The sequence below is a fragment of the Vibrio kyushuensis genome, from assembly GCF_050337325.1.
Lineage (GTDB): Bacteria > Pseudomonadota > Gammaproteobacteria > Enterobacterales > Vibrionaceae > Vibrio > Vibrio kyushuensis.
The window spans coordinates 95584-121846 of sequence record NZ_JAKJSV010000011.1; the positions used below are offsets into that span (position 1 = coordinate 95584).

A 26263-nucleotide genomic window follows, 5' to 3' on the forward strand; every position below is an offset into this window, starting at 1 on the left:
GGGTCCATTTTTCTAACATATTTTGTATATTTAGACCTTAAACTGATAAACAAGCGCTTTGAGTTCTTCTGATTTCTGTTCTAACTCACGCGCAGACATCGCAGCGACACTGGCTTGCTCATTGGCACTACGTGAGACGCTTGAAACAGATTCAACATTTTTACTGACCTCACTGCTTGCTTGAGATTGTTCCTCAGCGGCCGCAGCAATACTATCGATCATAGTCGCCACCTCTTGAGCTCCACTTACAATTTCACCCAAACTCACCCCGGCTTTCTGGGCCATTTCTAGCCCTTCTTTTACATGGGCAGTCCCTGACTCCATTCCCTTAACCGCCGTTTGTGTTTCACTTTGAATTGCTTCAATGGACTGGGCAATTTCCTTAGTCGCTGATGTAGTTCGATCCGCTAAAGTCCGCACTTCATCGGCCACGACAGCAAACCCTCGTCCAGCCTCTCCCGCCCTTGCAGCTTCAATAGCGGCATTTAAAGCCAAAAGGTTAGTCTGCTCCGCAATATCATTAATGACCCCAATAATTTCACCAATTTTCGATCCACGTTTTCCTAGTTCAAGAACGCTGTTGGAAGACGCTGAGACCGCATCATCAATTGAGTTCATTCCATCTATGGTGTTTTTAACTATTTCTCCTCCGGAATTGGCTGTCACACCTGCAATTTGTGCACTGGTTGTAGCCTCTGCTGATTTAAGAGCAACTTCTTGAATACTCAGTGACATTTGATCAATCGACGAAGATATTTGAGTCACCTGATCTGCTTGATCCGTCAGCTCATTGACCATGCTGTCATTAGCTTGGGTAATTGATTTTGCTCCTTCAGCGACATCTTCTGTGGTACTCAATACCTCTTTCATCGCCCGGTTTGTTCGATGCACCGCTTGGTTATAACTTTCAGCCATTTGGCCTAGTTCATCTTGAGAATCAACAATGATTGTTGTGGTGAGATCACCTTTTGCGAGAGCTGACAGCCCTTTGGCCACTTCACTGACGGGTCCTGTAATTGATTTTAGAATCACCCACGAAACAGATACGCCCAACACGATTGCCATCAACATACCCACTAAAATTGTTCGATTGGTATTACTTGAAGCCCCTTCAGCCGCAGCTTGTCGCTCGATCATTAAGGTATTTTCAATGCTAATAAATTCAGCAATTTGGCCACGGAATTTATCGAAATACACTTTACCTCTCGCTTCTCCAACTAAAGCTGCCATGTCGTTCATTGATTTGGCGTCGCCTATTTCGGTTCGAAGCGCAATATTGTGATCGACAACATTCGTTTGCCAATCTGTAATATTTTTTAGCATGTCATTGAGTAGTTTCACTTGTTCAGCGTTGTCTGATACTGTTTCCTTTTGGCTAGTAATCAAAGATTCAAATTTTTGTTTACCTTGTTTATATGGGTCCAAAAACTCAGGTTTCCCGGCAAGCAAATATCCCCGCATTCCTGTTTCCATATCCACGGCTGAGGCCAAAATATCTTGAGCCGTATTGATCACTTTATAGGTATGGTTCACCCAATTGCTGGCTTCTTCAATCGAATCCAAATACTGGCCAATTTGCTGAAACTGCTGTGGGTTAAAACCACTTTCTTGATTCACTTTGCCTAGTAATTTGAACGTTAACGAGAAGTTCTTTTGATTATTTATCGAACGCTCTTCTAACAGCCTTTGTTCTCTATCTATAAATAAACTTATTTGGTCTCGGAATTTATCAAAATATACTTTACCCCGAGCTTCTGCTACTAGGTCTGCGATGTCGTCCATGGTTTTCGCATCACCAATATCACGACGCAACTGAATAGCTGGCTCAGTCACGTTGTTTATCCAATCATTAATATTATTCTCAATATCGGAAAGCCGGTTCACCTGAGCTGGGTTATCACTCACCGTTTGCTTTAATTGACTCACTCGCTCAGTAAACGAGGCTCTTCCCCCTACATAGGGGGCAAGGAAATCTTCTTTACCAGCTAACAGAAACCCTCTCATTCCCGTCTCCATATCAACCGCAGCCGCTTCTATTTTCATCGCATGCTGAATCACCTTATGAGTATGATCAACCATGCCACTTGATTCGACTTGAGAGTTAGAGCTAGAAATAGCAAGAAAAGAGAGAAGGACTAACAAAACCAGAGGTATACCGGTTCCGAAGGCTATTTTGTAACGTAATGCGAGGTTTTTAAAAAACATACTAAATGTCCCTATTGTATCTATTACCTTTCCGATCAGCAGGGACGGACACTTAACTCATTTAAAAGCCTCAGATAGGTAGATAAACCCAAAATAAGTACATAAGCCCTTTCCAACTGAATTACTATGTTTGTAATCTTTATACTTAGTTATAGGTCGCTAATCTCAATAAATCGAGCTACGTTACAAACAAAGGAGTACTTTGACAGTGGCCATATTCACACTCAGGACTGTTGCCTCTTTTCCATATTACGTATACTTGCCACACTAAAAATTGTTGAGCCTTGCACTATGATTACCCTTCACACCAATTTTGGTGATGTTTGTATTGAATTAAACACAGCCACAGCACCTGTCAGCGCCAAAAACTTTCTTAGATACTGCCAAGAAGGCTTTTATGAAGGGACCATTTTTCACCGAGTTATCTCTGGATTTATGATTCAAGGTGGTGGCTATACTGAAGATCTGACAGAAAAACCAACGCGAATCGCCATAGTGAATGAAGCGAATCGAGGTTTAAAAAATCTAACGGGTACCATTGCGATGGCGCGTACCGAATCACCCCACTCCGCCACGTCAGAGTTTTTTATCAACTTGGCTGATAACGATTTTCTAGATCATACCGCCACAACTAATAAAGGTTGGGGATACGCTGTTTTTGGAAAAGTATCAGTAGGAATGGAGGTTGTACACAGTATTGCTTCAGTCCCAACCACATCAAATAAAGGTCACGATGATGTTCCGACTGAAGCGGTGATCATTGAACGAGTAACGATTATTTCAACGTAATAAATACCCGTAGAGTTAATGAGTTACGACAAAATCTTCACACTCTTTCTAACGGCAAGCGTTGGTTCAAGTTGGACTACGATCGCTTCACTTGACTCTTTCTCTAGTTTCTTCAATAACGTCTCTATTGCCGCTTTACCTAAGCGATATTTAGGTTGATGGATAGTGGTAAGCGAAGGGGTCATATATTTTGCAATATGGATATCATCGTATCCTATGATGGAGACATCTTGTGGAATCTTGATACCATTCTCATTTGCCGCATTAATAACGCCCATCGCCATCATATCGTTACTCACAAAAATAGCGCTAGGTAGCGCTCCTTTTGCTTTCATAGTATTGAAAGCCGCATAGCCACCGTCACATTCAAAATCGGCTTCTACTATCCAGTTGGGGTTAATTTCAATCCCAGCTTCATTTAAGGCACGCTTATAACCTTCATAACGCATCTGTGCCTGATGCCTAATTAGTGGTCCAGTGATACAGCCAATATCTTTATGGCCAGACTCAATAAGGTACTTAGCCGCCATGTATCCGCCACGCAAGGAGTTGTCTTGTATTTTGTCACTGGTAAATAGCATTGGCCCCCAATCCATCACAACAACAGGAATATCAGGGTAACGTTCAAAAACGTCTATTCGTTCACCTTCAAGTGTCGAACACATAAGAATAACGCCATCAACACGCTTTTGTAGCAACGTATTGATCGACGCTTTCATGCGTTCGCTATCACCTTCGGTATTGCACAGGATAAGGTTGTAGCCTTCTTGGTAGCAACTACGTTCAACCCCTTTTACCACTTCACCAAAGAAAGGGTTTGTTGAGGTGGTAACAAGCATTCCAATGGTTTTAGTCCGGTTCATTTTAAGGCTGCGAGCTAAGGCTGATGGCGCATAATTTAGCTCGTTGGCAGCCTTATTCACTCGTTCTGAAATTTCTTCACTCACATAGCGAGACTTATTGATCACATGGCTTACAGTTGAAGTGGATACGCTAGCTAATCTTGCAATGTCTTTCATTGTCGCCATGGAACATTCCTTGTGAGTAATAAAATGTGACTAACACTCTATTCTTTGAGTCTAGGGTTGAGTTTAAGGTTAACTCTCTCACTACGCTCTTTCACGGAGAAAGGCATCAACCTCTTCTCTGCTCGGGATAGACGTTTGCGCGCCAAAACGCGTAACAGAAATCGCAGCAGCAGCGTGTGCAAACTTAATCGCTGATTCTAAAGGCATATCTTCCAATAAACCAGTGACTAGTGCCCCATTAAACGTATCTCCCGCCGCCGTCGTGTCTGTCACATCAACTTTAAAGCCCGGAATCAATTCACCATGACTACTTCCTTTCGAACAAGAGCGGCTCACCCAAACACCCTTAGCACCCAAGGTAATCATCACTATTTCAATGCCTTTAGCATGTAATACGTTAGCGGCTTCCTGCGCTGAATCATTGTCTGTTACCGTTATTCCGGTGAGTACTTCAGCTTCGGTTTCATTAGGGGTTATAACATCAACACACGCTAATAGACTCTCTGGAAGCTCACGTGCTGGTGCCGGGTTTAGAATAACTTGAGTAGAAGCCTCTTTCGCAACCTGTGCTGCTTTTTCAATACCATCTAGGGGCGTTTCGAGCTGCGTCAGTAGGTACTTTGCATGTCGAATATTGTTTAGATCCGGCTCAATCGCTTCGGCGCTTAACTTCGCGTTAGCTTCTGCAGAGATGCAAATGCTATTTTCACCGCTGTCAGAAACCTGAATCATCGCAATGCCCGTTGGGCAGTTCGGCTGCATTTTGACGCCTGAAGTATTCATTCCATCCAATTTGAAATTTTCACGAATATTAATACCAAACGCATCATCACCAACACACGCGATGAAACCAATATCGGCGTTCAACCTAGCTGCGGCAACCGCTTGGTTTGCCCCTTTTCCACCTGGGATAACTTGATAACGACGACCATGAAGCGTCTCGCCTGGGCGAGGAAATGAAGGCACTTGAAGAACATGGTCAGCGTTTACACTACCTAATACCACTAACTTATTCATACGGTTATCCTCGGTTCTCTAAGAACCTAATTTGAGTAAGAAAAATACAGAGTGAGAATTCACTCGAAAACTGATGTTTGTATGCTCTCTAGAACTAGATATGTCGCTGTTTAAAAACACCTAAACATCAATTTTGCTCTCCCCTAACATCGACTAAAGGGGGAAGAGGAGAGCAATAATTAATATTGGCGAGCGCCTATGTTGAGACGCTCTGTAAATAAGAAATTTATTTAGTCACAACTTTAAGCGGTACTGGAATGTACTCTTCAACAGCATCGCCCTTAAGGACTTTTACCGCCGTTTCAATACCAAGTGCGCCAATTAGGTCTGGTTGCTGTGCTACTGTTGCAGCCAACATTCCACGGTTAACCGCTGCAATGCCGTCATCTGTACCATCAAAACCGACGATCATGATGTCTTTGCCAGATGCTTGAACTGCACGTAGTGCACCTAATGCCATTTCATCATTTTGAGCAAATACAGCTTGAACATCAGGGTTCGCTGCAAGTAGGTTTTCCATTACATTCAGACCTTTAGTACGGTCAAAATCAGCAGGTTGGCTAGCCATAAGTTCCATATCGCTACCTTTAACTGCATTCATGAAGCCTTCACCACGTTCGCGAGCTGCTGATGTACCTGCAATACCTTCAAGTTGGATTACTTTTGCTTTTTCACCGACTTTTTCCATGATGAAGTGACCCGCCATTTCACCACCAACGACGTTATCTGAAGCAATGTGACTTGCAACATCGCCACGGCTTGCACCACGGTCAAGAGTCAGTACTGGGATATTTGAGCGGTTTGCGATACGAATGGCATTCGATACTGCGTCAGAATCTGTCGGGTTAATAAGAATCGCTTTCACACCGCGAACCGTTAAGTCTTCTACATTTGATAGCTCTTTACTTGGATCATTTTGAGAGTCCAAAACAATCAAGTTATAACCAAGCTCTTCAGCTTTCGCTTCCGCACCATCTTTCATGGTAACGAAGAACGGGTTATTTAGAGTCGATAGTACAATCGCCATCGTATCCTGCGCCTGAGCAGACACTGAAACGGTTGAAGAAAGTAATGCAGCAGAAATAAAAGTAGCTAGTTTTTTCATCGTTATAGTCCTTTGTGTAGGGTGAGCCAAATTCACTGGTTTCCAAATGAACGGGGTATCCCAATGTATTTGGCTCGTTCTTCGTATTTTTGACTAAAACCATTTAGCCGAATACGTATTTAGTAAATGTTGTGTAATGCTTATTGTTTGTTGCGTATTGCTTAGAAGTAACGTCGTTACTTGTTTTTGTTGTCCACCAGTACGGCCAGCAAAATCACCACTGCTTTTGCAATCATCTGGTAGTAAGAAGAAACATCTAGTAAGTTCAGCGCATTGTTTAGGAAGCCGATGATCAAAGCACCGATCAATGTCCCCATAATGCGACCTTTGCCGCCCATCAGGCTCGTGCCACCTAGCACGACGGCCGCAATGGCATCTAGCTCGTAACCCATACCTGCAGTAGGCTGCGCAGATGAAAGACGGGACGTAATAATGATTCCCGCAACAGCTGCTAGCATGCCGCAAATGGCGTAAACACCAATTTTAACTCTATCGACATTGATACCAGAAAGACGCGCTGCTGATTCATTGCCACCAACGGCGTAAATATAACGGCCAAAACGGGTGTGGTTTAGTAGGTACCAAACCGCTGCAAATACAAAAACCATCAACCATACAGGAACTGGAATACCCAACGCGTAGCCTGTACCAAACCAAGCGAAGACATCGGCTGTATCAGTAAAGCCTGTAGAGATCGGACGCCCATCGGTATAAACCATGGTCACGCCGCGCAGTAACGTCATGGTAACCAGTGTCGCGATAAAGGCTTGAACTTTGCCTTTTGCGATAATAATTCCGCTAATCGCACCTAAAGCCGCACCAGCTAAAAGCGAAGTAGGAACAGCGATCATGACGGGAATTTCCATTCCAATCATTGTTGCTGCAAACGCACCACATAAAGCTAAAACTGAACCAACACTTAAGTCGATACCAGCAGTTAGGATGACCAGCGTCATACCCACCGCGATGATGGCATTAACAGATGTTTGGCGGAGAATGTTAAGAACGTTATCTACGGTAAAGAAGTTCGGATTTAAGAAAGAGACAACAACGATTAGAAACAGTAATGCGATCAATGATTTTTGTTCAATCAACCACTCTTTAGTAAATAGTTTTTTGCCATTTTCTTGCGCTGTTTTAGTCATAGCGTTTGCTGCCTTGTTGGTTGCATTAGCACTCATGCTGCTTCCTCATTCATCTTTTTACCTACCGCACAGGCGAGTAGTTTTTCCTGGTCTGCATCTTTGACATCAAACTCGCCACTGATACGTCCTTCGTGCATCACCATGATGCGGTCACTCATTCCCAAGACTTCCGGCATTTCTGATGAGACTAAAATGATGCTCATGCCTTCAGATTTAAACTTGTTAATCAGCTGGTAAATTTCTTTTTTAGCACCGACATCAACACCGCGAGTTGGCTCATCAAGAATGAGAACTTTTGGTCTGGTCATCAGCCCTTTAGCAATCGCAACCTTCTGTTGATTACCACCGGAAAGGTTGCCAATAATTTGATCATAAGTCGGGGTTTTGATGTTGAATAATCGAATAAAATCTTCGACAGCAATAACTTCGTCTTTATGCTGAATTCGACCACTTTTAGTTAGCTTATCGAGGGCACAAAGAGACATATTTTCTTTCACCGACAATCCGAGCACTAAGCCATCCCCTTTGCGGTCTTCAGAGATGTAAGCAATACCATTGGCTAGCGCATCTTGCGGGCTAACTGGATTAATCGTTTTGTTATCGAGATTAATGACGCCACGCTCACTCGGTAGTGCGCCAAAAATGACTTTCATTAACTCGGTGCGACCTGCGCCCATAAGCCCAGAAACACCCAGAATTTCGCCACGCTGAAGTGTAAAACTCACATCATGAACGCCTGATCCTGTAAGCCCAGAAACTTCAAGGCATACATCACCATGTTGAACATCAACACGCGGATATTGGTCTTCAAGCTTGCGTCCTACCATCATCTCGATAAGGTCGTCTTCATTGGTTTCAGCAACCGTACATTCGCCAATAAATTTACCGTCACGCAACACGGTAATGTCATCACAAATTTCAAAAATCTCTTTCAGTCGATGAGAAATATAAACAACACCACAACCTTGATCGCGAAGCTCATTAATCACCTTAAATAGCGATTCCGTTTCGGTATCGGTTAGAGCATCAGTTGGCTCATCCATGATGATGACTTTAGATTCAAATGAGAGCGCTTTGGCAATTTCAACCATCTGCTGTTCACCAAGACTCAAATCGCCAAGGAGTTTGCTCGAGCTGTGTTTAACATTGAGCCTTGCAAGAAGCTTGTCTGCCTCTTGATACATCTTCTGCCATTGGATGCGACCTAACGGACTTGTAAACTCACGACCAAGGAATATATTTTCAGCAATCGTCAGCTCTGGAATGAGATTTAGCTCTTGGTGAATAATGCTAATACCCGCTTGCTGTGAATCTCTCGGGCCTTTAAATGCTGTGGCCTTTCCTTGGTAGTAAATATCACCCGCATCTAACGAGTAGATACCGGTCAACACTTTCATCAAGGTTGATTTGCCTGCACCGTTTTCTCCCATTAGCGCCATAACACGGCCGGGATAAACATTGAGGCTAGCTTTATCGAGTGCTTTCACACCCGGAAACGCTTTTTCCATCGCATTCAATTGTAAAATTGCTTGAGTCATATCATGTCCTCAATTAAAAATCGGAAATGCTAAAATTCGTATACCCAACAACATAGGTATTAAAAAGTAACGCCAGCTTGAAAGATCACGTTCGCATAAGGCGTGCATTCGCCTGTACGTACAATCGCTCGGCTATCATGGGTGCGCACTTTAAATTCTTCGTGAGACACGTAATCAATGTTAATCGACTTACCTGTACGCTCTTCGTCTGCTTTTAATTCTTGTAGTAATTGACTGTGAAGCTCAGGGCTCACAGTCACAAACTCTTCAGCAATAACAACGCCCTCAATTTGAGATTCAGATAAAAGCACGCTGACCGTTTCTAGAAAGCTTGGTACGCCATGAGTCAAAGCCAAATCAATTCGCGTTACTTCATCGGGAATAGGTAAACCTGCATCGCATATCGTAATTTCATCCGTATGACCTAGTGTCGCGACTAGGTAAGAAAGATCGGCGTTTATGAGCGTACTTTTTTTCATTATTGGACCTTAACAGTCGGTAACATCAAAATTAAAATGAGTGATAACTTGAATCAATTTTTCTTGTTCAAGTCTCTCATCGAAACGTATCGATATCGAAACAAAAATTACCATCGATACGTTTCGATGAATAATAGTTAACTGATTTAAATTTGCATAGGCAAGAAAATCAATGTGTGATTTTGATCTTTGAATCTGGCGGAATGAAATGAAAAATAGTGACAACTGTCACTGATGAATCTATCAGTATTGATGCAATTAGAGTATGTCAGCCGAAAATCTTGCTCGTCTTGCTTGTGAAATGGAGCAATTGGTTTGTTGCATTAACTCTGCCAAAGTAACATTCGGACTTTCCGTAATTAACCTGAGTAATTTCGCCTCTAATGTTTCTTCTACCACGATTAAATTTGGCAATGTCTCTTCCACCTTCTTAGTTAGATATAAAAAAGACTCACTATCATTGTTCTTTAGCATCTGACACAAACGTTCCAGTGAAGACGGTAGACCAGTCACACTCCAATTTCGGGATCGACGAATCCGCTTTAATTCACAGTCAAATTTTAAGGCGATGCTTTTTGCGTATTTAACGTTCTCTCCTCCTATTCGATGAATTAGAGAAGGCAATTGAATACGAGCTGTTTTTTCGGTCATTGAGGCATTAATAAATACTGGGGTTGTCTGCTATCACAGTATCAGCTCTGACTAATTCAAACACCTTTTTGTTTTTTTACTCCATCGGTACACCTCTAAAACATAAGCAATGCTTATGAAAGATGAAAGCTCCACCCTGTTTATTAAGCATACAAAGATACGAATAATGACCTCATCGCGTTAATGGAATTAGCGTATATAAATAGTTTGAAGGATTTAGCTCTTATCTACATTATTACTGACTGAGGTCATTATGAAAGTATCACTTATTAGTACGGTCATTGCTTCTACACTACTGGCTCCTATTGCTTTTGCATCAACGTCTACATCTGCACTTGATAACAGCCAAGTCGATCGTTTCGCTAACGCTGAAGTTACCATTCCCCACCTTTCTCACTCTTACTATCTAGGTGAAGACAGCAAAGCTGATCACTTTTGGCACGGGGAAGATGACGGTCGTATCTCCTTCAAAGCAACGGGAGGTAACGATGCAGTAGTCGCACTAGGCTCTAACTTTATTCACCCTGATCTTAATGCGCACTCAGAGAAGTTTGAGAAAGGTATCTACACAATTGGTGACAACATGTACCAACTGTGGGGCTACGGTCTAACGACACCGGTTATTGTAGAAGGTGACGACGGCATTATCGTTCTTGATCCAATGGAGTCTGCGGACAAAATGCGTGATGCTATCGAAGTCTTCCGCGCAGAGACCGGTATTGATAAGCCAGTAACGGGCATTGTTTACTCACACTGGCATATGGATCACTTCGGTGGTGTACGCGGTTTAGATAACATCTCAGACGATGTGAAGATCATCGTTCATGATACTTTCATGAAGAACGTCATCAACAACACCATGGGCGGTCTTGGTCCAGCCATCGGTTTCCGTGTTGACTACTCTCTTGGTACGCTTATTCAAGCTGAAGAGACAGGTCGTATTAATGGTGGTTTAGGGCCTGACTTCTTAGTTAAAGAACTTACTCTTATCCGCCCAAACACAGAAGTAGAAGGTCACTGGGGTACACTCGATATTGAAATCTCTGGTGTGAAAATGCACGTCGCTCACATTCCTTCAGAATCAGCGGATGAGATTGTTGCTTATTTCCCAGAAGAGAACATTTTATGGGGTGCAGAAGTGGTTCAAGGTGAATCCTTCCCTAACCTGCACACAATCCGTGGTACTCGCTACCGCGACCCACAAAACTGGTACCCAGGTATCGACGTTCTGCGTGGCTTTGACGCTGACATCTACCTAGGTGCTCACAACCGCCCAATCAACGGTGCTGCACACGTAGAAGATACGCTAACGGCTTACCGTGATGCGATTCAATTCACCTACGACCAATCCATCAAGGCAATCAACAACGGCTCTACCGGTGAAGATCTCATCCGTGATATCACTCTACCTGCTCACTTAGAAGGGCACCCGTTCCTTGGTGACTTCTATGGTTCAATTCGTCACGCTGCTAAACAAGTATTCACAGGTGAGCTTGGTTGGTTTGATGGTGACCCAACAACGCTTAACCCTATTCACTCTTCTGAAGCCTCTGTACGTTATGTAGAGATGGTCGGCGGCGTTGATAATATGATGGAATTCGCAATGGACGCAGCAAAGTCTGGTGATTATCAGTGGGCTGCTGAACTAGCGACTCACGCTATTCGTGTTGACACAGAAGATATGGGCCCTAGAGACTTCAAAGCAGAGATGATGCGCGAGCTTGCCTATGCTGAAACAAACAATAACTGGCGTAACTGGTACTTGACTGCAGCTGTTGAACTTGATGGTACTATTGATCGCTCATTGAAGTTCCCAATGTCTGCTCCTGACCTATTCGAAACCTACAGTGAAGGTCAGCTTGTTGGTGCGATGCGCTTCAACCTAAGTGCTGAACGTACGGCAAACGATCACTACACTATTGCGTTCAATTTTGGAGAGACACAGCATGCTCTAGAAGTGCGTCGCGGTGTTGCTCAGTTCCACGAAGACTTCTCTGGTGATGCTAAAGCAACGGTGAATATATCTCGTGAACTGTTCATTGGTGTGTTGCTTGGTCAAGTTGATTTCGTAGAATCTGCTCAAGCGGGTCTGATTACCGTTGACGGTGATGCAGCGACGGTACCAACGTTCTTCGGCTCTCTCGACAAGCCAACTAACGAGCCTATCCTAGTCACTCGCTAACTTATTCAAGGTCTCACCCTAGGAGGAGAGTATGAAACGTTTTCTTATGGCTTTATTAGCAAGTATGTCAATGACGGTTCTAGCATGTGATGCTGACGGTATCATTCATATCCCAGAGGTTAACGCGGATGCTTTCCTTCTAGCTTTGAACTCAGCGCCAGAGGTGAATGTGTACGATTACTCATTTGATGATTTGAAGCTAGCTTCAATAACCGATTACAGCGCTTCTTGGATTAATGAATCAGGTGAGTTCTGTCATTACCACGGAACACTTGAAGCCTGTCATCCAATGCCTAAGCGTTTAAAGTAGTGTATCGAGCTTCAGTACATTAACGCCTTATGAATAAAGCCAGTAACGCAGTTACTGGCTTTGTCTTCAGCGTGGCTAGCAAACCGTTTATCATCCAATTTAGTAATTGAATCAATTACGTGTAGTATCTAATTACGGTCTCTATTTATTGGGCAACAATGGATTACAACTTAATCAAACCTTTCTTAGTCGTGTTCCGAACCTGTAGCTACACCAAAGCTGCGGCTGAGCTTGATGTGTCACAACCGGCTATTTCACAGTCTATTAAGCGCTTAGAGCAGCAATTAGATAAAGCGCTCTTTGTCCGCCAAGGCAGAGGCGTTCAGCCAACCAGTTACGCCACACAATTAGCCCATCGCTTAAGCGAGCCTTTTGATTCTATAGACGATGCATTTTATCAGCCCGAAACATTCACTATCTATTCTCAAGAACACTACGTGTACACGCTACTTGATATCCCTGATATACAGTTAATCGAGTGCCCGGTATCTCAAACTCAAATTTTTGATGATCTCAGAAGTCAAAAAGCAGAGTTAGCCATTGATCTCTGCCCTATCAACGATCCCGCGTTTATTTCTGAACCCATTGATGATCGAGTAGTGATCGTTGCTGCAAGCGATCATCCTAGAATTCAGGGAAGTATTACTGAACAGCAGTACTACCAAGAAAAGCACGTCACAGTCATCGCAAAAAGACTGGGCGTCGATATCTTCACTTTATTGGCAGACAACCCTCAGCCGAGACAAGTTTTATACTCTGCTAGTTCACCAATGAGCCAACTGATTATGTCCTCTAACTCTGACGGGCTGGCGATCACCACGGAACGAGCATCGAGTATCCTTGCTAAAAAGCTGGGCTTACAGCTGCTGACTCCGCCAATGGCATTAAACATGACGCCTTTTAGTATGATCTATCACAAACGAAACCTTCATGATAATCAGCATACAATGATGCGTGAAAAGATCATGGCACAGTTAAAAAAACCTATTTAGAGCAGCTTCACCTCTCATTACCCATCTTTCACTCGCAAAGTTTGCCAGTTTTATTATCAAAATGATTAATCTGGCGCTACGCTTTCACTACTGACCAATCAGTAAGTAATCGATAACACTCGTATAAACAATGATTAAGGATGAACATTGACTCTACGACTTTATATAAACGGCCATGGCGCTTGGCAGCCCAACGATGGCTACGTAAAAGTACCTAAAAACTGTACTTTTGTTAGACCTATAGGTTTTGGTAAGACATTACTCTCGTGTGATGCAAGATATATTTTGGCTGGCGATTGGAAAAAGCCACCAGAGGTTATTCGCCCTGAATACGCTTTGGTACCTAACTATACGTGGTCACCAATAACGCCAGCTGAAAGAAAAGCAGATTTAAACGCGTTCGAGTGGTATCGAAAAAAGAAAAACTCAGCGAGTGCGGCAGAGCCAACACCACTTTATTATAAATCGATTCGCCCAAAGAATGAGCCTGCAGAATGTGCCAATGTTACAACAAGAAAAGCGCCTGATTCTCAAGATTTAGTGGCGGAAGAGTACAAGCCAGGGCACATCAATAAAGGCGACACCATTATTCTCTATCGAGATAAGAACAATGATAGAGATGCCTCCGCACTGATTAGTTGCCCTACAGGTCACAGCCATAGAACACTGAGTGATATCTTTAGCGAATTAGATGATGTTTTCCGTACATTTATTAAGAATTTCGACCACATAGAAATCCACTGGGTGTGTTGCCAAGCACTCTCACTGAATCGAGTTCATAAAGTCGAACCAATCTTAAACTTTGCAGAAAGTGATGGCGGCTTTATGACGACAGCTGACGTAATAAGGTTAAAGAAGAAGCAGCTAGACGCTAACTTCGAGGTCAATTTCACTAAGAAAAAATCCAAGCCTAACGCCTTGCCCAAACCGAAACCCAAAGCGCAATTAAACAATGCATGTATTGATAAGCCAATGAATATCAAAGCAATCAAGAATATGCTGCTTAAAAGTGGTCTTGCGATTTAATCATCACTTCGAAATAGCATGGTTAGTAATACTGTCTAGCCATGCTACATCAAACATATTCAGCTCACGCTTTCTTGTCGAGACTTAATCACCCTATAAATGATCCCAATGACCGCAATGATCATCAGTATCAAACTCATGGCTAACGTACTCTTGGTAAGCAACGCCTGATACTCACTCATCAATGGGTTGACCATCACCATTTTACCTATCACCAATAACACCAAACACCAGATCATTGAGCTGGAGATACTGATCAGTAATGTGCGCCACGCACTCAGCTTAGACACGCCCATCAACATTGGAGTCAATACACGTACAAAGGGAATGAATCGAGAAATAAACAGCGATAAGAAGCCATAATCATCAAGCAGTGACTTCGCTTTGGGTAACGAGTCTTCTGGTAAGATTCGTTCTAGAAACCCTACAAACTTAGTCTTGTGCAAAAATCGCCCTTGAAAATAAGCACACATACTTCCAAAAGAGGCCGCTAGGCACAATAGCGCTAACGAGGGATAAAAACCAAAAACACTGAGCCCTATCATCCCACCAACAAATAGCACTAAGCTGTCGCCAGGAAATGGCAAAAACACAAAACTCGATTCAATAAATAGAATCAAAGCCAATACGATTAAAAACCATTTCAACGTACTGATTTGTTGAAGCGTATCAAAATCTTGATGCCAAATGGCGACTAACATTTCTTGCATTGTAAATGGATCCTTATTAGAAAAATGGTCTGCACAGAGAATTTCTCCTCCGTGCATGGATCAGGTAATCAAATTAATCAAACATCAAGATTACGTAGGCAATGAATAGGATGAGATGTGTCGCACCATTTAATGAGTTCGTACTACCTCGATTAAAACTAACGCCCGCCATTAGTAGCGTCATACCCAGCAATATCATCTCTGGCGGTTCCAACCCTAAATGGACAGGTTCATTGATCATATGAGAGATCATCAGAACCGCAGGAACTGTCAGTGCGATGGTTGCCAAAACAGAACCAAAGAAGAGGTTCATCGCTCGCTGTAACTGATTGTTTAAAGAAGCTTTTGCTGCACCTACTGCTTCTGGTGCAAGAATTAAGCAAGCAACAATTAAGCCTCCTAACGCCGGCGGTGCGCCCCACATAGAGATAGTACTGTTGATAGGAATTGCGAGGCTTTTCGCTAGCAATATGACCACGAGTAAATAGCCAATCAACATTAATGAGTGATACAGGTTACTGCCTAACGGACCATGAAATTCATGTTCATCGTGGTGATCTTCATCCATAAAAAAGTGTGTATGACTTTTGGTTTGAATAAACAAGAATACTGAATACAGGCCGATTGATGCCAACACTAGCGTCCAAGTCAAAGAAGCTGACATAGCCCCCACATCATTTGAGCTAGTGAAACTCGGCAGCACTAAACACAACAATGACAGCGGAATGATCGCCACCAAGTAGGACTGCAGGCCATCAACATTGTATTTTTGCGTGTGGTACTTCATACCGCCAATGAGTAACGTTATACCAACCAAGCCGTTAAACACCGTCATCACGACTGCAAACATCGTATCTCTGGCCAGTACTGGATTGGATTCCCCCGTGATCATGACAGAGGAGATCATTACGACTTCTAACGAGATCACCGCTAAAGTAAGAATCAATGTGCCATAAGGATCACCAAGCTTAATCGCTAACGCATCTGAATGCCTAACCACCGAGAATATGGCACTCATCACTACAATAAAAATCGTAATGGTTGCTAGAATCCCAAGCGGTGAGCCGATATCCGACGCCAATATGTCATTTCCACCGAGCTTAAAAACAACGACGGTGATTAAACCTAAAAACAACACAAATTCATTTTTAAAAAATGTACTCATGGACGCTCATCCTCTTCAGTTGGTACTTTGGGCTGATAATGTGACGGACTAAGCTTTAAGAGTTGAGGTAAGGTCACACCAATAGAAATGGACGACCAAGTACCACTTACAATGCCCACACAAAGCGCTATTGCAAATCCTTCTAATGAAGCTCCGCCTAATAGCCATAAGCAGGAAACCGTGACAAACGTAGTGCCAGACGTGACTAAAGTACGAGATAGGGTTGCTTTCACCGCATCATTTATAAGATGACTTGTCTGCCCGTTTGGATTGCCTCTCAGTAGCTCTCTTGCTCTATCCGCAATAATAATGGAGTCATTTAATGAGTAGCCTAATACCGCTAGTACGGCTGCTAAAACGGTTAAATTAAACTCTAACTGAAGCATAGCAAATAGACCCAATACGATAATAACGTCATAGATCAGAGCCGCCAAAGCACCAAGCGCTAAGCGCCATTCAAATCGATAACTTAAATACAGCATGGTCAGAACGAAACAAGCAATGATGGCCAGCCCACCCTGCTCAACCATATCTTGTCCTACTTGAGGGCCAACAACACTGCTATTTAGTACTTGAACGCTATCACTAATAGAACCAAAAACGGTTTGAATTGGCGCTGTGTTCTCTTCAATCTGAGTGTAACGAACACTCCATCGACCCACTTCACCTGCGCTCACTAACTGAACATCTTGATCTAACGCTTCATTTAAATGCTCATTGATCGTTGATGCTGATAGTTCTTTATCTACAACAACCTCGGCAACAACTCCTCCGGTAAAATCTAACCCCCAGTTAAAACCTTTAAACCCAATAAATAGAACAGAAATACTGAACAACAATATTGAAATTGCTGACATGTAAACTCGAATACGCGTAAGTAATGTATGAGAATGGTTCATGGCTATACCCTTACATTGCGACGCTTATCGCGTCCCCAAATTAAATTAATCAACGCTCTAGAAGCGAAAATTCCGGTGAACATACTGGTCAGTAGTCCTAAGCCTAATGTGAGGGCAAAACCTTGAATCGGTCCATTACCTATCGAATAAAGAGCAAGGGCAACAATCATTGTGGTTAAGTTCGCATCTAGAATAGAGGCAAACGCAGAATCAAATCCTCTGTCAATGGACTGAGCAAAATTGCGTCCCTCTCTCATTTTGTCTTTAATTCGTTCGAAAATAAGAACATTGGTATCAACCGCCATACCGACCGTTAATACAAGCCCCGCGATACCGGGGAGAGTTAAAACTGCCCCAGGAAGTAGCGCAATGAGCCCCACTAGAATAACTAGGTTTGTGACTAGAGCTGTATTCGCCACCCAACCTAATTTACGATACCAAAGCGCAATAAACGTCAGTGTTAAACCTAGTCCTAAAGCAAGCGCTGAAAACCCATTTTTTACATTTTCCGCCCCTAATGTCGGACCAATAGTACGTTCTTCAATGATAGTGACAGGTGCAGTCAACGAGCCAGCTCGAAGCAACAAAGCAAGCTCTTGAGCATCTTGCATGTTCCCTGCGCCTGTAATCCTAAATCGATTTCCAAGCTGAGATTGAATGGTCGCAACACTAATAACATTGCTAACTTGCTGGCTTTGCCCACTCGCATTCCGGCTGTATTCGCTGTACACCGTCGCCATTGGGTTACCTATATTGGCGCGTGAGAATTGAGACATTTTCCTACCGCCAGCAGAATCCAGTGAGATATTCACTTCAGCGGCTCCCATCTCGCCAACGCCTGCACGAGCATCAATAATATGTTCACCACCTAAGATGGCACGTCGGCCAACTAATACCTGATTACCATCATTATCTAACAGTCGTAAACCATTTGAAGTTGCCGTATTGGGTACCGAGTGAAAAGCTAGTGAGGCCGTTGCCCCGATAACATCCTTCGCTGCTGCGGGGTCTTGCACGCCTGGAAGCTCAATACGAATTCGGTTTTCACCTTGGCGCTGGACTAATGCTTCGGTAATACCAAGTTGTTCAATTCGGCTACGCATGATTTGTAAGTTTTGCTGCACCGTTAAATTACGAAGCGTCGCCCTTTCATCGTTGGATTGAGTTACCGTTATTGTTCTTTCTGAGCGGTTAATACTCCAACTAGGGTAGCTGCTATTAATGAGCTGTCGCACCGTTTGTACATCTTGGTCACTGCGTAATGTTAAGACAACTTGGTCATTGTGCTGGCGACCGCGACTAGAACGAACTTCAGCTCGAACATCATCGATTAAGGTTTGTCGGTGAGCTTGATAGACGGGCTCCATATCAACTTCAAGAAGAAACTGAACACCACCACGAAGATCTAACCCTAACTGAATAGGTTCAAACCCTAGATCTGTCATCCAAGATGGTGCTGCTGGCTCCATAGCTAGCGCAACGGTAGCATCCTCTCCTACAAGGTTGTTGACCTGATCTCTAGCTCGACTCTGCTGCTCTTTATTTTTTAGAACAACGATCATGCGATCGCCCTGTTGATCGATATTTAGAATGTCGATATCAGCATTATTCAGCTTGTTGGCAATTACGGTGGCATCAAAATCTTGCAGGTTTCTGCTACTTACATGAAGCGCGGCATTTTCGCCGTACCATGACGGTAGAGCGCTGAGAGTCATCACGATTATGCTGACGGCTAAAACGACATATTTCCAACCAGAATAGCGATTAATAATTTGGGGATTACTTGTTTTTTTCATATACAACTCTATTTCTCAATAGGTTTATTGATAAAGTCTTCGCAATATATGAAACACCTAAGGGTGTTCTAGAACCTCAAGGCACGATGGCACACATTGCTTAAACAATACTATAGGCAACAAACCATACATTAACTGTATAAACGGTTTTGCCTAATAATGAGAATAAGTATTATGAGAATTGGGAATTGAACTGAGAGTAAATAGTATTGCTCTCTTTCCAGCCAGATAGGCGTGATTTGGTTGTGATATGACTTGTCCAATGTAAGGACTTCTCAGGGGTAGCTACTTGCTGCTTTGCTATCTCAAGCAGAAGAGGCGGAGAGAATGCGACTAAAAGGAAGTATTCAGGTTCGATATCAAACCCAACACAATTGTCCGCACTCAGTATCCGACGAGTCGCCGATAAAAAATACGGTACGTCGTTATGAAAGGTCGTAAATCCATCATCATGAAAGTCTTCAACCTCAATGGTTGCCGTTTCATTAGTTGAGTTACTTCTGTGCTCTTCTACCTGTTCAACAATGACTGCTTGGTTTTGGACTAGTGCGTGATCAATGCTATTAATTTCCGTGGACATTAATTCAGGGTTCACTCCCGCCGCCACTACATAGGAACATAGCGATAGAGAAAACAGAATGAATAATTGAAAACCACGTTTAAGCAAATATTTATAGCCTACATGAATCTAACACGCGTCTATCATATCAAGAGCGAGAAAAATAGAAATGGCAACATTCAACGAAAGTGTAAACAAACCTTAATAAAAGGGGGGGGGGGGGTTGTATCGTTAAATATCACTATTGAAAAAATGTCTGAATAAATCTTCTGCACAAAGTCGACGAGTATCACATCCATTGCAATGGCTTCACGACACTATCCAATCCTTCGATCTGCAAAGCGAGACATTGATTTAGAAGCTCACCTAACTCTCCGGGTGGGAAACCCTTCTTATCGTTCCATAAATCTAACAAATTCCCTCTGGAGATAAGGTGTGGATTTCACATGCGTCTAATTCTTATAACTCACCTTTGGACAACCCCGAGTTACGCTCTAAGGAGCATTTTACTTTTCGAATTACTTCTAGTATTGCAACCATGCGGCAAGCCTAGATGTAGTTGGCCAAATCCCCTTATCCACTACACGTTAAAGCTGTCTGATTGATATGATCAAAATGAGAAAAAGGCTCTAAGAATTAATTCTTAGAGCCTTTTTATAAGGATATACCTGTCCTAACGGAGTTTTGTCTTTAGATCGTTAGATATTGTTATCTGTTCTCATTCAAACTTACAACAATACCTTCATCATTGAAGCCCACGAGATCTGGCAGACCATTGCCCGTCACATCTCCTAGCAATCGGAAGTGACTCTCACTTGTCCAACCTGCTTGGTAAGCAAAGTTATTCCATTGTTCAGCAATCTCAGGGATTCGACCATCAAGCGTATAAACTGCAGTTACACCACCCAAGTATTCAAATCGATCACCGTTAGAGTGAGCAACCAGTAAGTCTCGATTTCCAACGTTAGCAAGATCGGCACGACCGTTACCCGTCATATCAATCGCCGTCTTCAAATAACGGCTATTTTGCCAGCCAAGGAAGTCCAATCTATCGCCTTCACCATGATCGTTATCAAGCCAGCTTACTTGCTGTTCAAACGTTCCATCTTCATTTTGAAGCGATGCGTAAATACCACTTCTTCCGTAAACAACCACATCCGCTTGCCCGTCGCCATTCACGTCAGCCAGTAGTCGATTGGTCATCTCTAACTCACCACGGAAAATACGGTTTGAACCATCATTTTCAATCACGGAATCTAAACCAAAGTTTTCACTCACTTTAACCACAGGTGCAAACTGTTCACCATCAGAAAAAGCAACGTAGAGTCCATCATCACCGAACGCCGCTAGGTCTGTCAGGCCGTTGCCGTTGACATCAACTGCTATGAAGTCATGAATAGAAGCGTTCCAGCCGTTATCTGTTGAGAAGTCATCCCCCCACAGAAGCATCTCGCCAAATTTATTGCCCTTTGATTCAGAAACATACACACCGTCAGTCGTTAGTGCAATGAGCTCAGATTTGCCATTACCATTAACGTCTCCCACAAGACGAGTCATCTCTTCGTTCCAGCCTTGTGCGTGGTTAGGCGTGTAATTAGAAGCCCAAATCTTTTTCTTTTGGAATCGATTATTCTTCGATTCCGCAACATAGACTTCACTTCCTTTGAAGCCAACGATATCAGCGCGACCATTACCGTTAACATCGGCTAGGTAGACTTGGCTATTCGCTGGCGTCCATTCACCAGCCACAAATGAGTCTCCCCACATAGCATCACCTGCGAATGCACTTGATGTGTAGCTGTTATCGTGATCAAACGTACCCTCACCAAAGAAGTGGTTAAAATCGCGGATTGCAGAACCATCGCTTCCATCAATGTTGCCACGATAAATATGATAATGACTCGAAACGAGATGCATTGAGCGAATACGAGTTCCCTCTTCTATCATTTCATCCACAATTTTAATGGCCTGTTCGGCGTTCTGATACGTTGTTGTCGAAATCTCTTCTAAAATGACCTCTTCTTCAGGCCAGCCGTATTTTTCTTTTAAGATAAGTTGAATAGCAGCAGCTTCAGTAAGGCCACCTTGTTCTACACATGTTTCAACAGAGGTAGGGTTACCTTTACCCGTCGCCATAATAACTGGGTTAGGTAGTGATTGAGCGACTTCGTGAACACGATCAACTCGATATTCCATTAATTCACGAGGCGTACATGACGCATAGTTCACTTGTAAACCAAGGTTAATAACGAGATCAATCGGGCGATTTTGTTGACCAGAAGAAAACTCATTCTCGACAGCATTGGCTGCGCCACCGATAGCAAGCGATCCAAATAAAGATATTGCGATTACATTTTTATTCACAGTACAACCTTATCTCTGTTGATTAATTTCAGCAGAAACTAACACCAGATAATGATGCCGTATATAAAGTGCCACACTTATTGTGATGCCCTTGCAAATATTAAAATCTCGGACATTTCCATTACATAACTATTAATATATTGAGTTCAACAAATAATATAAAACTGAAATAAACGCATGGGTAAACATATAAAACCTTTATCTAAACCAACGTACCATTGATACAAGTAACCACTTGATAGAAAATAAATTATGAATTCCCTACTATTTAATAAAATGAGATAGATCACATTAAATATAAAACTTATGCACTAACCAAATAAAGTCAGATCTTTTTTAACCATTCATTTTTCAATCGTCAATCGGCGTCGTTACCGTCGCCTTATAAATATTTGGAGTAAGCCCTGAAACTCGTTTAAAAGCACGAGAGAAATGCGCTAAATCAGAGTATCCCAGTTGGCTCGCAACATAGGTAAGAGAATGCAGTTCTTCAATCAACTCACAGGCGACCGAAAACACTAAGTTATCTCTAATTTTTCGAAAAGAGGTTTTTTCATGAGTCAGTTTTCTTTGTAACGTACGTACTGAGTACCCCAGTAGCTCAGCCGCGTATTCAATCGATAAGTCACGCTCTCTCACGTAGGGCTTCAATACCTCAAAAACATTGTCTGTAAAACTGGTATGCCATTCAACCAAAGAGGGTTTATCACTTAAAGCGGCAGAGCTTAATGAGATAGGGTGACTGAACAATTCATTGGGGATTCTAACGGCGGTAAAGTCATATTCAACAAACAAACAACAGTTTTTCGGGATGACCTGTTTAACGATGTCGGCCTCACTACTTTGGATTTTAACCGAATCCGGTAGCCAATCTTTATTGAGTAATGCGGTCATTAACTGCGTAATGTAGACGATCGCAAAAGCCTCAGACCATTGGTAATGAGGGCTGTCTTTTCCGATAGAATTAACACCAAACCAAGTCTGCCCATATTCTTTAACGATGAATACGTTACTGCTTGGGGTATCGATGCGAAAAATACGCTCTATGTCATTGAGTGCATCGCCAATCGTCGAATACTGAGCAAATTGATGAAGGATGACAGGAAGTATTCTTTGCCCGATTGCCAATTTCAAAATGTCGACAAAGCTACTCACACCCAACTGCGTAGAACAGAGAAAAATAAGTCGTTTGATCGAATCGGAGGGAATGAACTCACTATCTGACTGCATCAAGTCAGCAGGCAGCCCTGACTCCTCTAGGAGCTTATGCAAGTCCAACCCAAAGTCAGTACACACTTGTACCAAGATTTTGGCGTAGTTCGTCTGAATCACCGGGATCTTAAAGTCTTGTGAGTCCACTTAAAAAGCTCCTTTGTGGTTATCCCTTACACTTCACATTCATGCACTTTCGTCTACGCAGCGCTTCACTTTACCACAGTTACCCGACAGCAGATCTTAAGTTTTTACGAAGCACTTATCATCCTTAGGTGGCGTAAAATGGCAAGTGCTAGTTTGGCGAATCCGTAGAATCATTTTCATTCGCTGAGGAGCACAAAACGCAGACTTCAGTCATCCCAGTTTATCTAACTAAGAGAGACACTATGAAATCAAATATCCCATTTATTGCTAAATCAGTTATTGGTATCACTGCTGTATTTACGGCAAACCACTTTTGGTCTTGGTTCACAGTGAGCAGCGTTCAAGTTGCAATTCTTGTTGGTATTCTAATGCAAGCGTGTTTGAGTTTCTTTATTTGGTTAGAAGCCTTCACAGCAAGTAAGTGGCAGGAAAGAGGTTCGGCGAAAATCCATAAAATTGGCCGAGGTATAACCTCTTACATCTCATTGGTTGGCGGTAAATTTGTCACAATGGGCATCATCGCCGCGTTTTTTGGAAGCACGGTAGTAATGGAAGGTTACATTAACGGGGTGGTTGTTTTCTTTGGCCTTATCTTCCTAATCTTAGGTATGGAAAAAGCGGTAGAAAAAGTGTTTTATAAACCAGTACTCACTATAGCTTAATCGAAAACAATGAAATAGTTAACGTGGTTGCCTTCGTGTCAGGAGTAAGTGTGCTGGCACTGATTTGGACAGAAGCTTGCTAGCGACTTTATTAAATTAGTAAATATTAATAGATAAAGGTATGGAAAGTCGCTTAATTTAGTGTTGAGTGTCGGGGCTGCAGATTACCAATGTTATTCCTGCAAAAATCCACGAATAATCTTTAAGCTCCAATCAGGGTTTAAAGTTAGCATGTTATGCCCCATTCCTTTCGCTTGTACATGCTGTGTTTGAGTTGGTAGCTTGGGTAAATGATAGTTTTTTTGGAACTCATAACCGAAGTAACTACACTCGCTACTTACCAGCATTATATTACCCTCGTATGTATCGATCCCATCCGTCAAATCATGAGCAAATAACTCAGGATTACTCATAATTGGGCTAAGCATATTATTGAATGCGTCATACCCAGCTCGTTTAAACGCATCCGCTGACATAGACTCGTTTTCACATTGGTACGGAGCCCCTGGTTCGCCGCGATTTAATAGCTTCGTCATGACATAATCGAAGCCCTCATGCCCATCGGTTTTCTGTATGAATGGGTAAACAAAGCTGTGTCTCACAAGAGCTAGGGCATCAAAAAACGATCGCGAAGATTTCATCTTCTTAATAAACACTTCAGCCGAATCAGGATAGAGCATACCAGGTTCTACAACTACGGCATGAGAGACTTTTTCGGGATGTTTTGACAGATACCCAGTAACTAGCATTCCGCCCCAAGAATGCCCTATAAGAATAACTTTTTTATCATGTGCAAAGTGGTCAACAATGGAATCAAGGTCATCAAGATTCTGTTCAATGGTTAATTGAGCCTTGTCTACTCTTGGTGATAACCCCGCCCCTCTTTGGTCATAGAAGATAACATGGTGACTATCCGATAGAGGTGTTAGCGTTTTTAGATATTGATGATCGCCACCGGGACCACCGTGTACGACGATAACCACCGAGTTATGTTCGCTTCCTTGATCGACGGTGTGAAATTTATAACCATTAACTTCGGTAAAAGAAAGGCTAGAGTCATGTTCAACGGTACTCGGCATAGAGACACAGCCAAATAAACTTGCTATCAGGGGTATATTGAGAATTCTATTCTTCATTATCAAGTTTTTCCATTTCTTTTAACGGATTAAGCGCCGTGACTAGCAGCACCATACATAAATAGATTGAGTTGGTTATCGAACGCCTCTTTAATGGCTTCCTCTGAGCACTGATTAAACAGAATAGGAACGGTAAAAAATATCGCCGAGAGAGATGTAATCAATGTAGTAACATTGCTTGATTTGGGTAACTCCTGGTTATCTGTTGCCTGCTTTACATAGATTGAAAGGATATCTTTTAAATCTTGTACTACGACCGATTCAATACCGCATAAGTTAGGGAAAGACACTAGCTTGTCAGCGGCGGTCAACGGATTCTTATTGACGATTTTTTTGGTCTTTACTTGCAACGATATAATTTCGGTTAATAAATTCGAGTGAGAGACACATAAACCAGCTGTTTGGTTAAACAAATGTCTTATCGCATTTAGTCCATGTAATTTCTTTTCAACACTTGTTCGCCAATACATTTCAACTGCCCAAAGTTGGATGTAATAAACGAGGATGTCTGTTTTTTGAGGAAAGTAATTGTAAAAACTAGCTTGTGAAACAGCTGCGCTCTCACACAAACTGCTAATTTTTATCACCTCAAAGTCCTCTTCTTTCATTTCATCAAGTAGTGCAGTAAGTACTTTCAGTTTGCTTTTGGCCATACTAATTTCACGTTTAGACATTTTTGCCCTCAAAGTTAGAGTTGACTATAATTTAAATCTACCACAGGAAAACTTATAGTCAACTATAAGTTTTCCTGTGGTGTCAAATGCAATTATGAAACGGAGGTTTTAGCTTTATAGAATACAAACTTCTGATACCTGAGTGACTCGCTACGTTTGTTAGAACAGCCTATTTGTTCTGTATGGCGTCGTCATAATCATGAGAAAAGATAGGGAAAAATTGGCTTGCCTTCAGTCGCACAACACGTGGTGAAACTCATAAAGGGGCAGAAGTGATTTAGTAAAATTGAACGGTAGAATTGATATCCTGAAATTAACTAAGGCAAATTCCTGATATTCAGTAATTGAGAACAGATGGTATTTATTACTTAAAACTACGCTCTGCTTGACTCATCTCGGTCACTCTTTAAGAAAAACCTTTTAAGTAATAAACCAAAAATAATTGAACCAGAAACATACGTATATATGACAG

Annotated in this window: 23 protein-coding genes and 1 pseudogene; 6 read left to right on the forward strand and 18 right to left on the reverse strand. The window is 42.4% G+C overall.

The features are described 5' to 3' along the window. Positions 1-30 precede the first annotated feature (30 nt). Positions 31-2205, reverse strand: a complete 2175-nt coding sequence (locus L4D20_RS20905; RefSeq protein ID WP_428803526.1) for a CHASE3 domain-containing protein — start codon at positions 2203-2205, stop codon at positions 31-33. 291 nt (positions 2206-2496) lie between these two features. On the opposite strand from L4D20_RS20905, the gene L4D20_RS20910 reads away from it, so the two are divergent. Next, on the forward strand, positions 2497-2994 hold the full coding sequence (locus L4D20_RS20910; RefSeq protein WP_428803527.1) for a peptidylprolyl isomerase: 498 nt from the start codon (positions 2497-2499) through the stop codon (positions 2992-2994). Between the two features lie 23 nt (positions 2995-3017). On the opposite strand, the gene L4D20_RS20915 is transcribed toward L4D20_RS20910, so the two are convergent. The 7 genes from L4D20_RS20915 to L4D20_RS20945 all read right to left on the reverse strand — a co-directional run bounded on the left by L4D20_RS20915 (position 3018) and on the right by L4D20_RS20945 (position 9957). Beyond that, positions 3018-4022, reverse strand: coding sequence for a substrate-binding domain-containing protein (locus tag L4D20_RS20915; protein ID WP_428803528.1), 1005 nt, complete (start codon positions 4020-4022; stop codon positions 3018-3020). Positions 4023-4103: 81 nt separating this feature from the next. Beyond that, positions 4104-5039 carry a ribokinase gene (gene rbsK, locus L4D20_RS20920; RefSeq protein WP_428803529.1) on the reverse strand — a complete coding sequence of 312 codons (936 nt, stop codon included), beginning with the start codon at positions 5037-5039 and terminating at the stop codon, positions 4104-4106. A 226-nt stretch (positions 5040-5265) separates the two neighbouring features. After that, a complete protein-coding gene (gene rbsB, locus L4D20_RS20925) occupies positions 5266-6144 on the reverse strand; it encodes a ribose ABC transporter substrate-binding protein RbsB (protein WP_428803530.1) in 879 nt (292 codons plus the stop codon). A gap of 176 nt (positions 6145-6320) precedes the next feature. Then, positions 6321-7325, reverse strand: a complete 1005-nt coding sequence (gene rbsC / locus L4D20_RS20930; RefSeq protein WP_428803531.1) for a ribose ABC transporter permease — start codon at positions 7323-7325, stop codon at positions 6321-6323. Then, on the reverse strand, positions 7322-8827 hold the full coding sequence (gene rbsA, locus L4D20_RS20935) for a ribose ABC transporter ATP-binding protein RbsA (RefSeq protein WP_428803532.1): 1506 nt from the start codon (positions 8825-8827) through the stop codon (positions 7322-7324). The genes rbsC and rbsA overlap by 4 nt, the downstream gene beginning before the upstream one ends. Positions 8828-8886: 59 nt before the next feature. Beyond that, positions 8887-9306, reverse strand: a complete 420-nt coding sequence (rbsD, locus tag L4D20_RS20940) for a D-ribose pyranase (protein ID WP_428803533.1) — start codon at positions 9304-9306, stop codon at positions 8887-8889. A gap of 258 nt (positions 9307-9564) precedes the next feature. Continuing rightward, positions 9565-9957 (reverse strand): ribosome recycling factor family protein, encoded by a 393-nt coding sequence (locus L4D20_RS20945; protein ID WP_428803534.1) that lies wholly within the window; start codon positions 9955-9957, stop codon positions 9565-9567. Between the two features lie 253 nt (positions 9958-10210). Between L4D20_RS20945 and L4D20_RS20950 the strand changes: the two genes are divergently transcribed. From L4D20_RS20950 to L4D20_RS20965, 4 genes are all read left to right on the forward strand, one after another. After that, positions 10211-12139, forward strand: a complete 1929-nt coding sequence (locus L4D20_RS20950) for an alkyl sulfatase dimerization domain-containing protein (protein WP_428803535.1) — start codon at positions 10211-10213, stop codon at positions 12137-12139. A 31-nt stretch (positions 12140-12170) separates the two neighbouring features. Beyond that, a complete protein-coding gene (locus L4D20_RS20955) occupies positions 12171-12449 on the forward strand; it encodes a hypothetical protein (RefSeq protein ID WP_428803536.1) in 279 nt (92 codons plus the stop codon). Positions 12450-12607: 158 nt separating this feature from the next. After that, a complete protein-coding gene (locus L4D20_RS20960) occupies positions 12608-13441 on the forward strand; it encodes a LysR family transcriptional regulator (protein ID WP_428803537.1) in 834 nt (277 codons plus the stop codon). 147 nt (positions 13442-13588) lie between these two features. Further along, the gene (locus L4D20_RS20965; protein ID WP_428803538.1) at positions 13589-14467 is read left to right on the forward strand and encodes a putative adhesin; all 879 of its coding nucleotides are present in this window, start codon (positions 13589-13591) and stop codon (positions 14465-14467) included. A 59-nt stretch (positions 14468-14526) separates the two neighbouring features. On the opposite strand, the gene L4D20_RS20970 is transcribed toward L4D20_RS20965, so the two are convergent. The 8 genes and pseudogenes from L4D20_RS20970 to L4D20_RS21005 all read right to left on the reverse strand — a co-directional run bounded on the left by L4D20_RS20970 (position 14527) and on the right by L4D20_RS21005 (position 23319). Continuing rightward, a complete protein-coding gene (locus L4D20_RS20970) occupies positions 14527-15177 on the reverse strand; it encodes a DedA family protein (RefSeq protein ID WP_428803539.1) in 651 nt (216 codons plus the stop codon). A gap of 73 nt (positions 15178-15250) precedes the next feature. Beyond that, entirely contained in the window at positions 15251-16342 is a 1092-nt protein-coding gene (locus tag L4D20_RS20975; RefSeq protein ID WP_428803540.1) for a calcium:cation antiporter, read from the reverse strand. Next, positions 16339-17241, reverse strand: coding sequence for a protein translocase subunit SecF (gene secF, locus L4D20_RS20980; RefSeq protein ID WP_428803541.1), 903 nt, complete (start codon positions 17239-17241; stop codon positions 16339-16341). The genes L4D20_RS20975 and secF overlap by 4 nt, the downstream gene beginning before the upstream one ends. 2 nt (positions 17242-17243) lie before the next feature. Then, the gene (gene secD, locus L4D20_RS20985) at positions 17244-19043 is read right to left on the reverse strand and encodes a protein translocase subunit SecD (RefSeq protein ID WP_428803542.1); all 1800 of its coding nucleotides are present in this window, start codon (positions 19041-19043) and stop codon (positions 17244-17246) included. Positions 19044-19209: 166 nt separating this feature from the next. Then, a complete protein-coding gene (locus L4D20_RS20990; RefSeq protein ID WP_428803543.1) occupies positions 19210-19632 on the reverse strand; it encodes a hypothetical protein in 423 nt (140 codons plus the stop codon). Between the two features lie 253 nt (positions 19633-19885). Next, positions 19886-20002 (reverse strand): annotated as a pseudogene (locus L4D20_RS20995) (putative quorum-sensing-regulated virulence factor); the annotation flags it as partial. A gap of 302 nt (positions 20003-20304) precedes the next feature. Continuing rightward, positions 20305-21960: an ElyC/SanA/YdcF family protein gene (locus L4D20_RS21000; protein WP_428803544.1), complete on the reverse strand. Its 1656-nt coding sequence runs from the start codon at positions 21958-21960 to the stop codon at positions 20305-20307. 351 nt (positions 21961-22311) lie between these two features. Continuing rightward, positions 22312-23319 carry an AraC family transcriptional regulator gene (locus L4D20_RS21005; RefSeq protein ID WP_428803545.1) on the reverse strand — a complete coding sequence of 336 codons (1008 nt, stop codon included), beginning with the start codon at positions 23317-23319 and terminating at the stop codon, positions 22312-22314. Positions 23320-23561: 242 nt separating this feature from the next. Between L4D20_RS21005 and L4D20_RS21010 the strand changes: the two genes are divergently transcribed. Then, the gene (locus tag L4D20_RS21010) at positions 23562-23981 is read left to right on the forward strand and encodes a hypothetical protein (protein ID WP_428803546.1); all 420 of its coding nucleotides are present in this window, start codon (positions 23562-23564) and stop codon (positions 23979-23981) included. Positions 23982-24154: 173 nt separating this feature from the next. On the opposite strand, the gene L4D20_RS21015 is transcribed toward L4D20_RS21010, so the two are convergent. Both L4D20_RS21015 and L4D20_RS21020 read right to left on the reverse strand, forming a co-directional pair. Next, positions 24155-25117 carry an alpha/beta fold hydrolase gene (locus L4D20_RS21015; RefSeq protein ID WP_428803547.1) on the reverse strand — a complete coding sequence of 321 codons (963 nt, stop codon included), beginning with the start codon at positions 25115-25117 and terminating at the stop codon, positions 24155-24157. Positions 25118-25146: 29 nt separating this feature from the next. After that, the gene (locus L4D20_RS21020) at positions 25147-25791 is read right to left on the reverse strand and encodes a TetR/AcrR family transcriptional regulator (RefSeq protein WP_428803548.1); all 645 of its coding nucleotides are present in this window, start codon (positions 25789-25791) and stop codon (positions 25147-25149) included. Positions 25792-26263: the final 472 nt, after the last annotated feature.

Coding starts and splice junctions, on each gene's coding strand:
- L4D20_RS20905 (WP_428803526.1), bottom strand. CDS start 2,205: ATGTTTTTTAAAAACCTCGCATTACGTTACAAAATAGCCTTCGGAACC.
- L4D20_RS20910 (WP_428803527.1), top strand. CDS start 2,497: ATGATTACCCTTCACACCAATTTTGGTGATGTTTGTATTGAATTAAAC.
- L4D20_RS20915 (WP_428803528.1), bottom strand. CDS start 4,022: ATGGCGACAATGAAAGACATTGCAAGATTAGCTAGCGTATCCACTTCA.
- rbsK (WP_428803529.1), bottom strand. CDS start 5,039: ATGAATAAGTTAGTGGTATTAGGTAGTGTAAACGCTGACCATGTTCTT.
- rbsB (WP_428803530.1), bottom strand. CDS start 6,144: ATGAAAAAACTAGCTACTTTTATTTCTGCTGCATTACTTTCTTCAACC.
- rbsC (WP_428803531.1), bottom strand. CDS start 7,325: ATGAGTGCTAATGCAACCAACAAGGCAGCAAACGCTATGACTAAAACA.
- rbsA (WP_428803532.1), bottom strand. CDS start 8,827: ATGACTCAAGCAATTTTACAATTGAATGCGATGGAAAAAGCGTTTCCG.
- rbsD (WP_428803533.1), bottom strand. CDS start 9,306: ATGAAAAAAAGTACGCTCATAAACGCCGATCTTTCTTACCTAGTCGCG.
- L4D20_RS20945 (WP_428803534.1), bottom strand. CDS start 9,957: ATGACCGAAAAAACAGCTCGTATTCAATTGCCTTCTCTAATTCATCGA.
- L4D20_RS20950 (WP_428803535.1), top strand. CDS start 10,211: ATGAAAGTATCACTTATTAGTACGGTCATTGCTTCTACACTACTGGCT.
- L4D20_RS20955 (WP_428803536.1), top strand. CDS start 12,171: ATGAAACGTTTTCTTATGGCTTTATTAGCAAGTATGTCAATGACGGTT.
- L4D20_RS20960 (WP_428803537.1), top strand. CDS start 12,608: ATGGATTACAACTTAATCAAACCTTTCTTAGTCGTGTTCCGAACCTGT.
- L4D20_RS20970 (WP_428803539.1), bottom strand. CDS start 15,177: ATGCAAGAAATGTTAGTCGCCATTTGGCATCAAGATTTTGATACGCTT.
- L4D20_RS20975 (WP_428803540.1), bottom strand. CDS start 16,342: ATGAGTACATTTTTTAAAAATGAATTTGTGTTGTTTTTAGGTTTAATC.
- secF (WP_428803541.1), bottom strand. CDS start 17,241: ATGAACCATTCTCATACATTACTTACGCGTATTCGAGTTTACATGTCA.
- L4D20_RS21010 (WP_428803546.1), top strand. CDS start 23,562: ATGAAATCAAATATCCCATTTATTGCTAAATCAGTTATTGGTATCACT.
- L4D20_RS21015 (WP_428803547.1), bottom strand. CDS start 25,117: ATGAAGAATAGAATTCTCAATATACCCCTGATAGCAAGTTTATTTGGC.
- L4D20_RS21020 (WP_428803548.1), bottom strand. CDS start 25,791: ATGTCTAAACGTGAAATTAGTATGGCCAAAAGCAAACTGAAAGTACTT.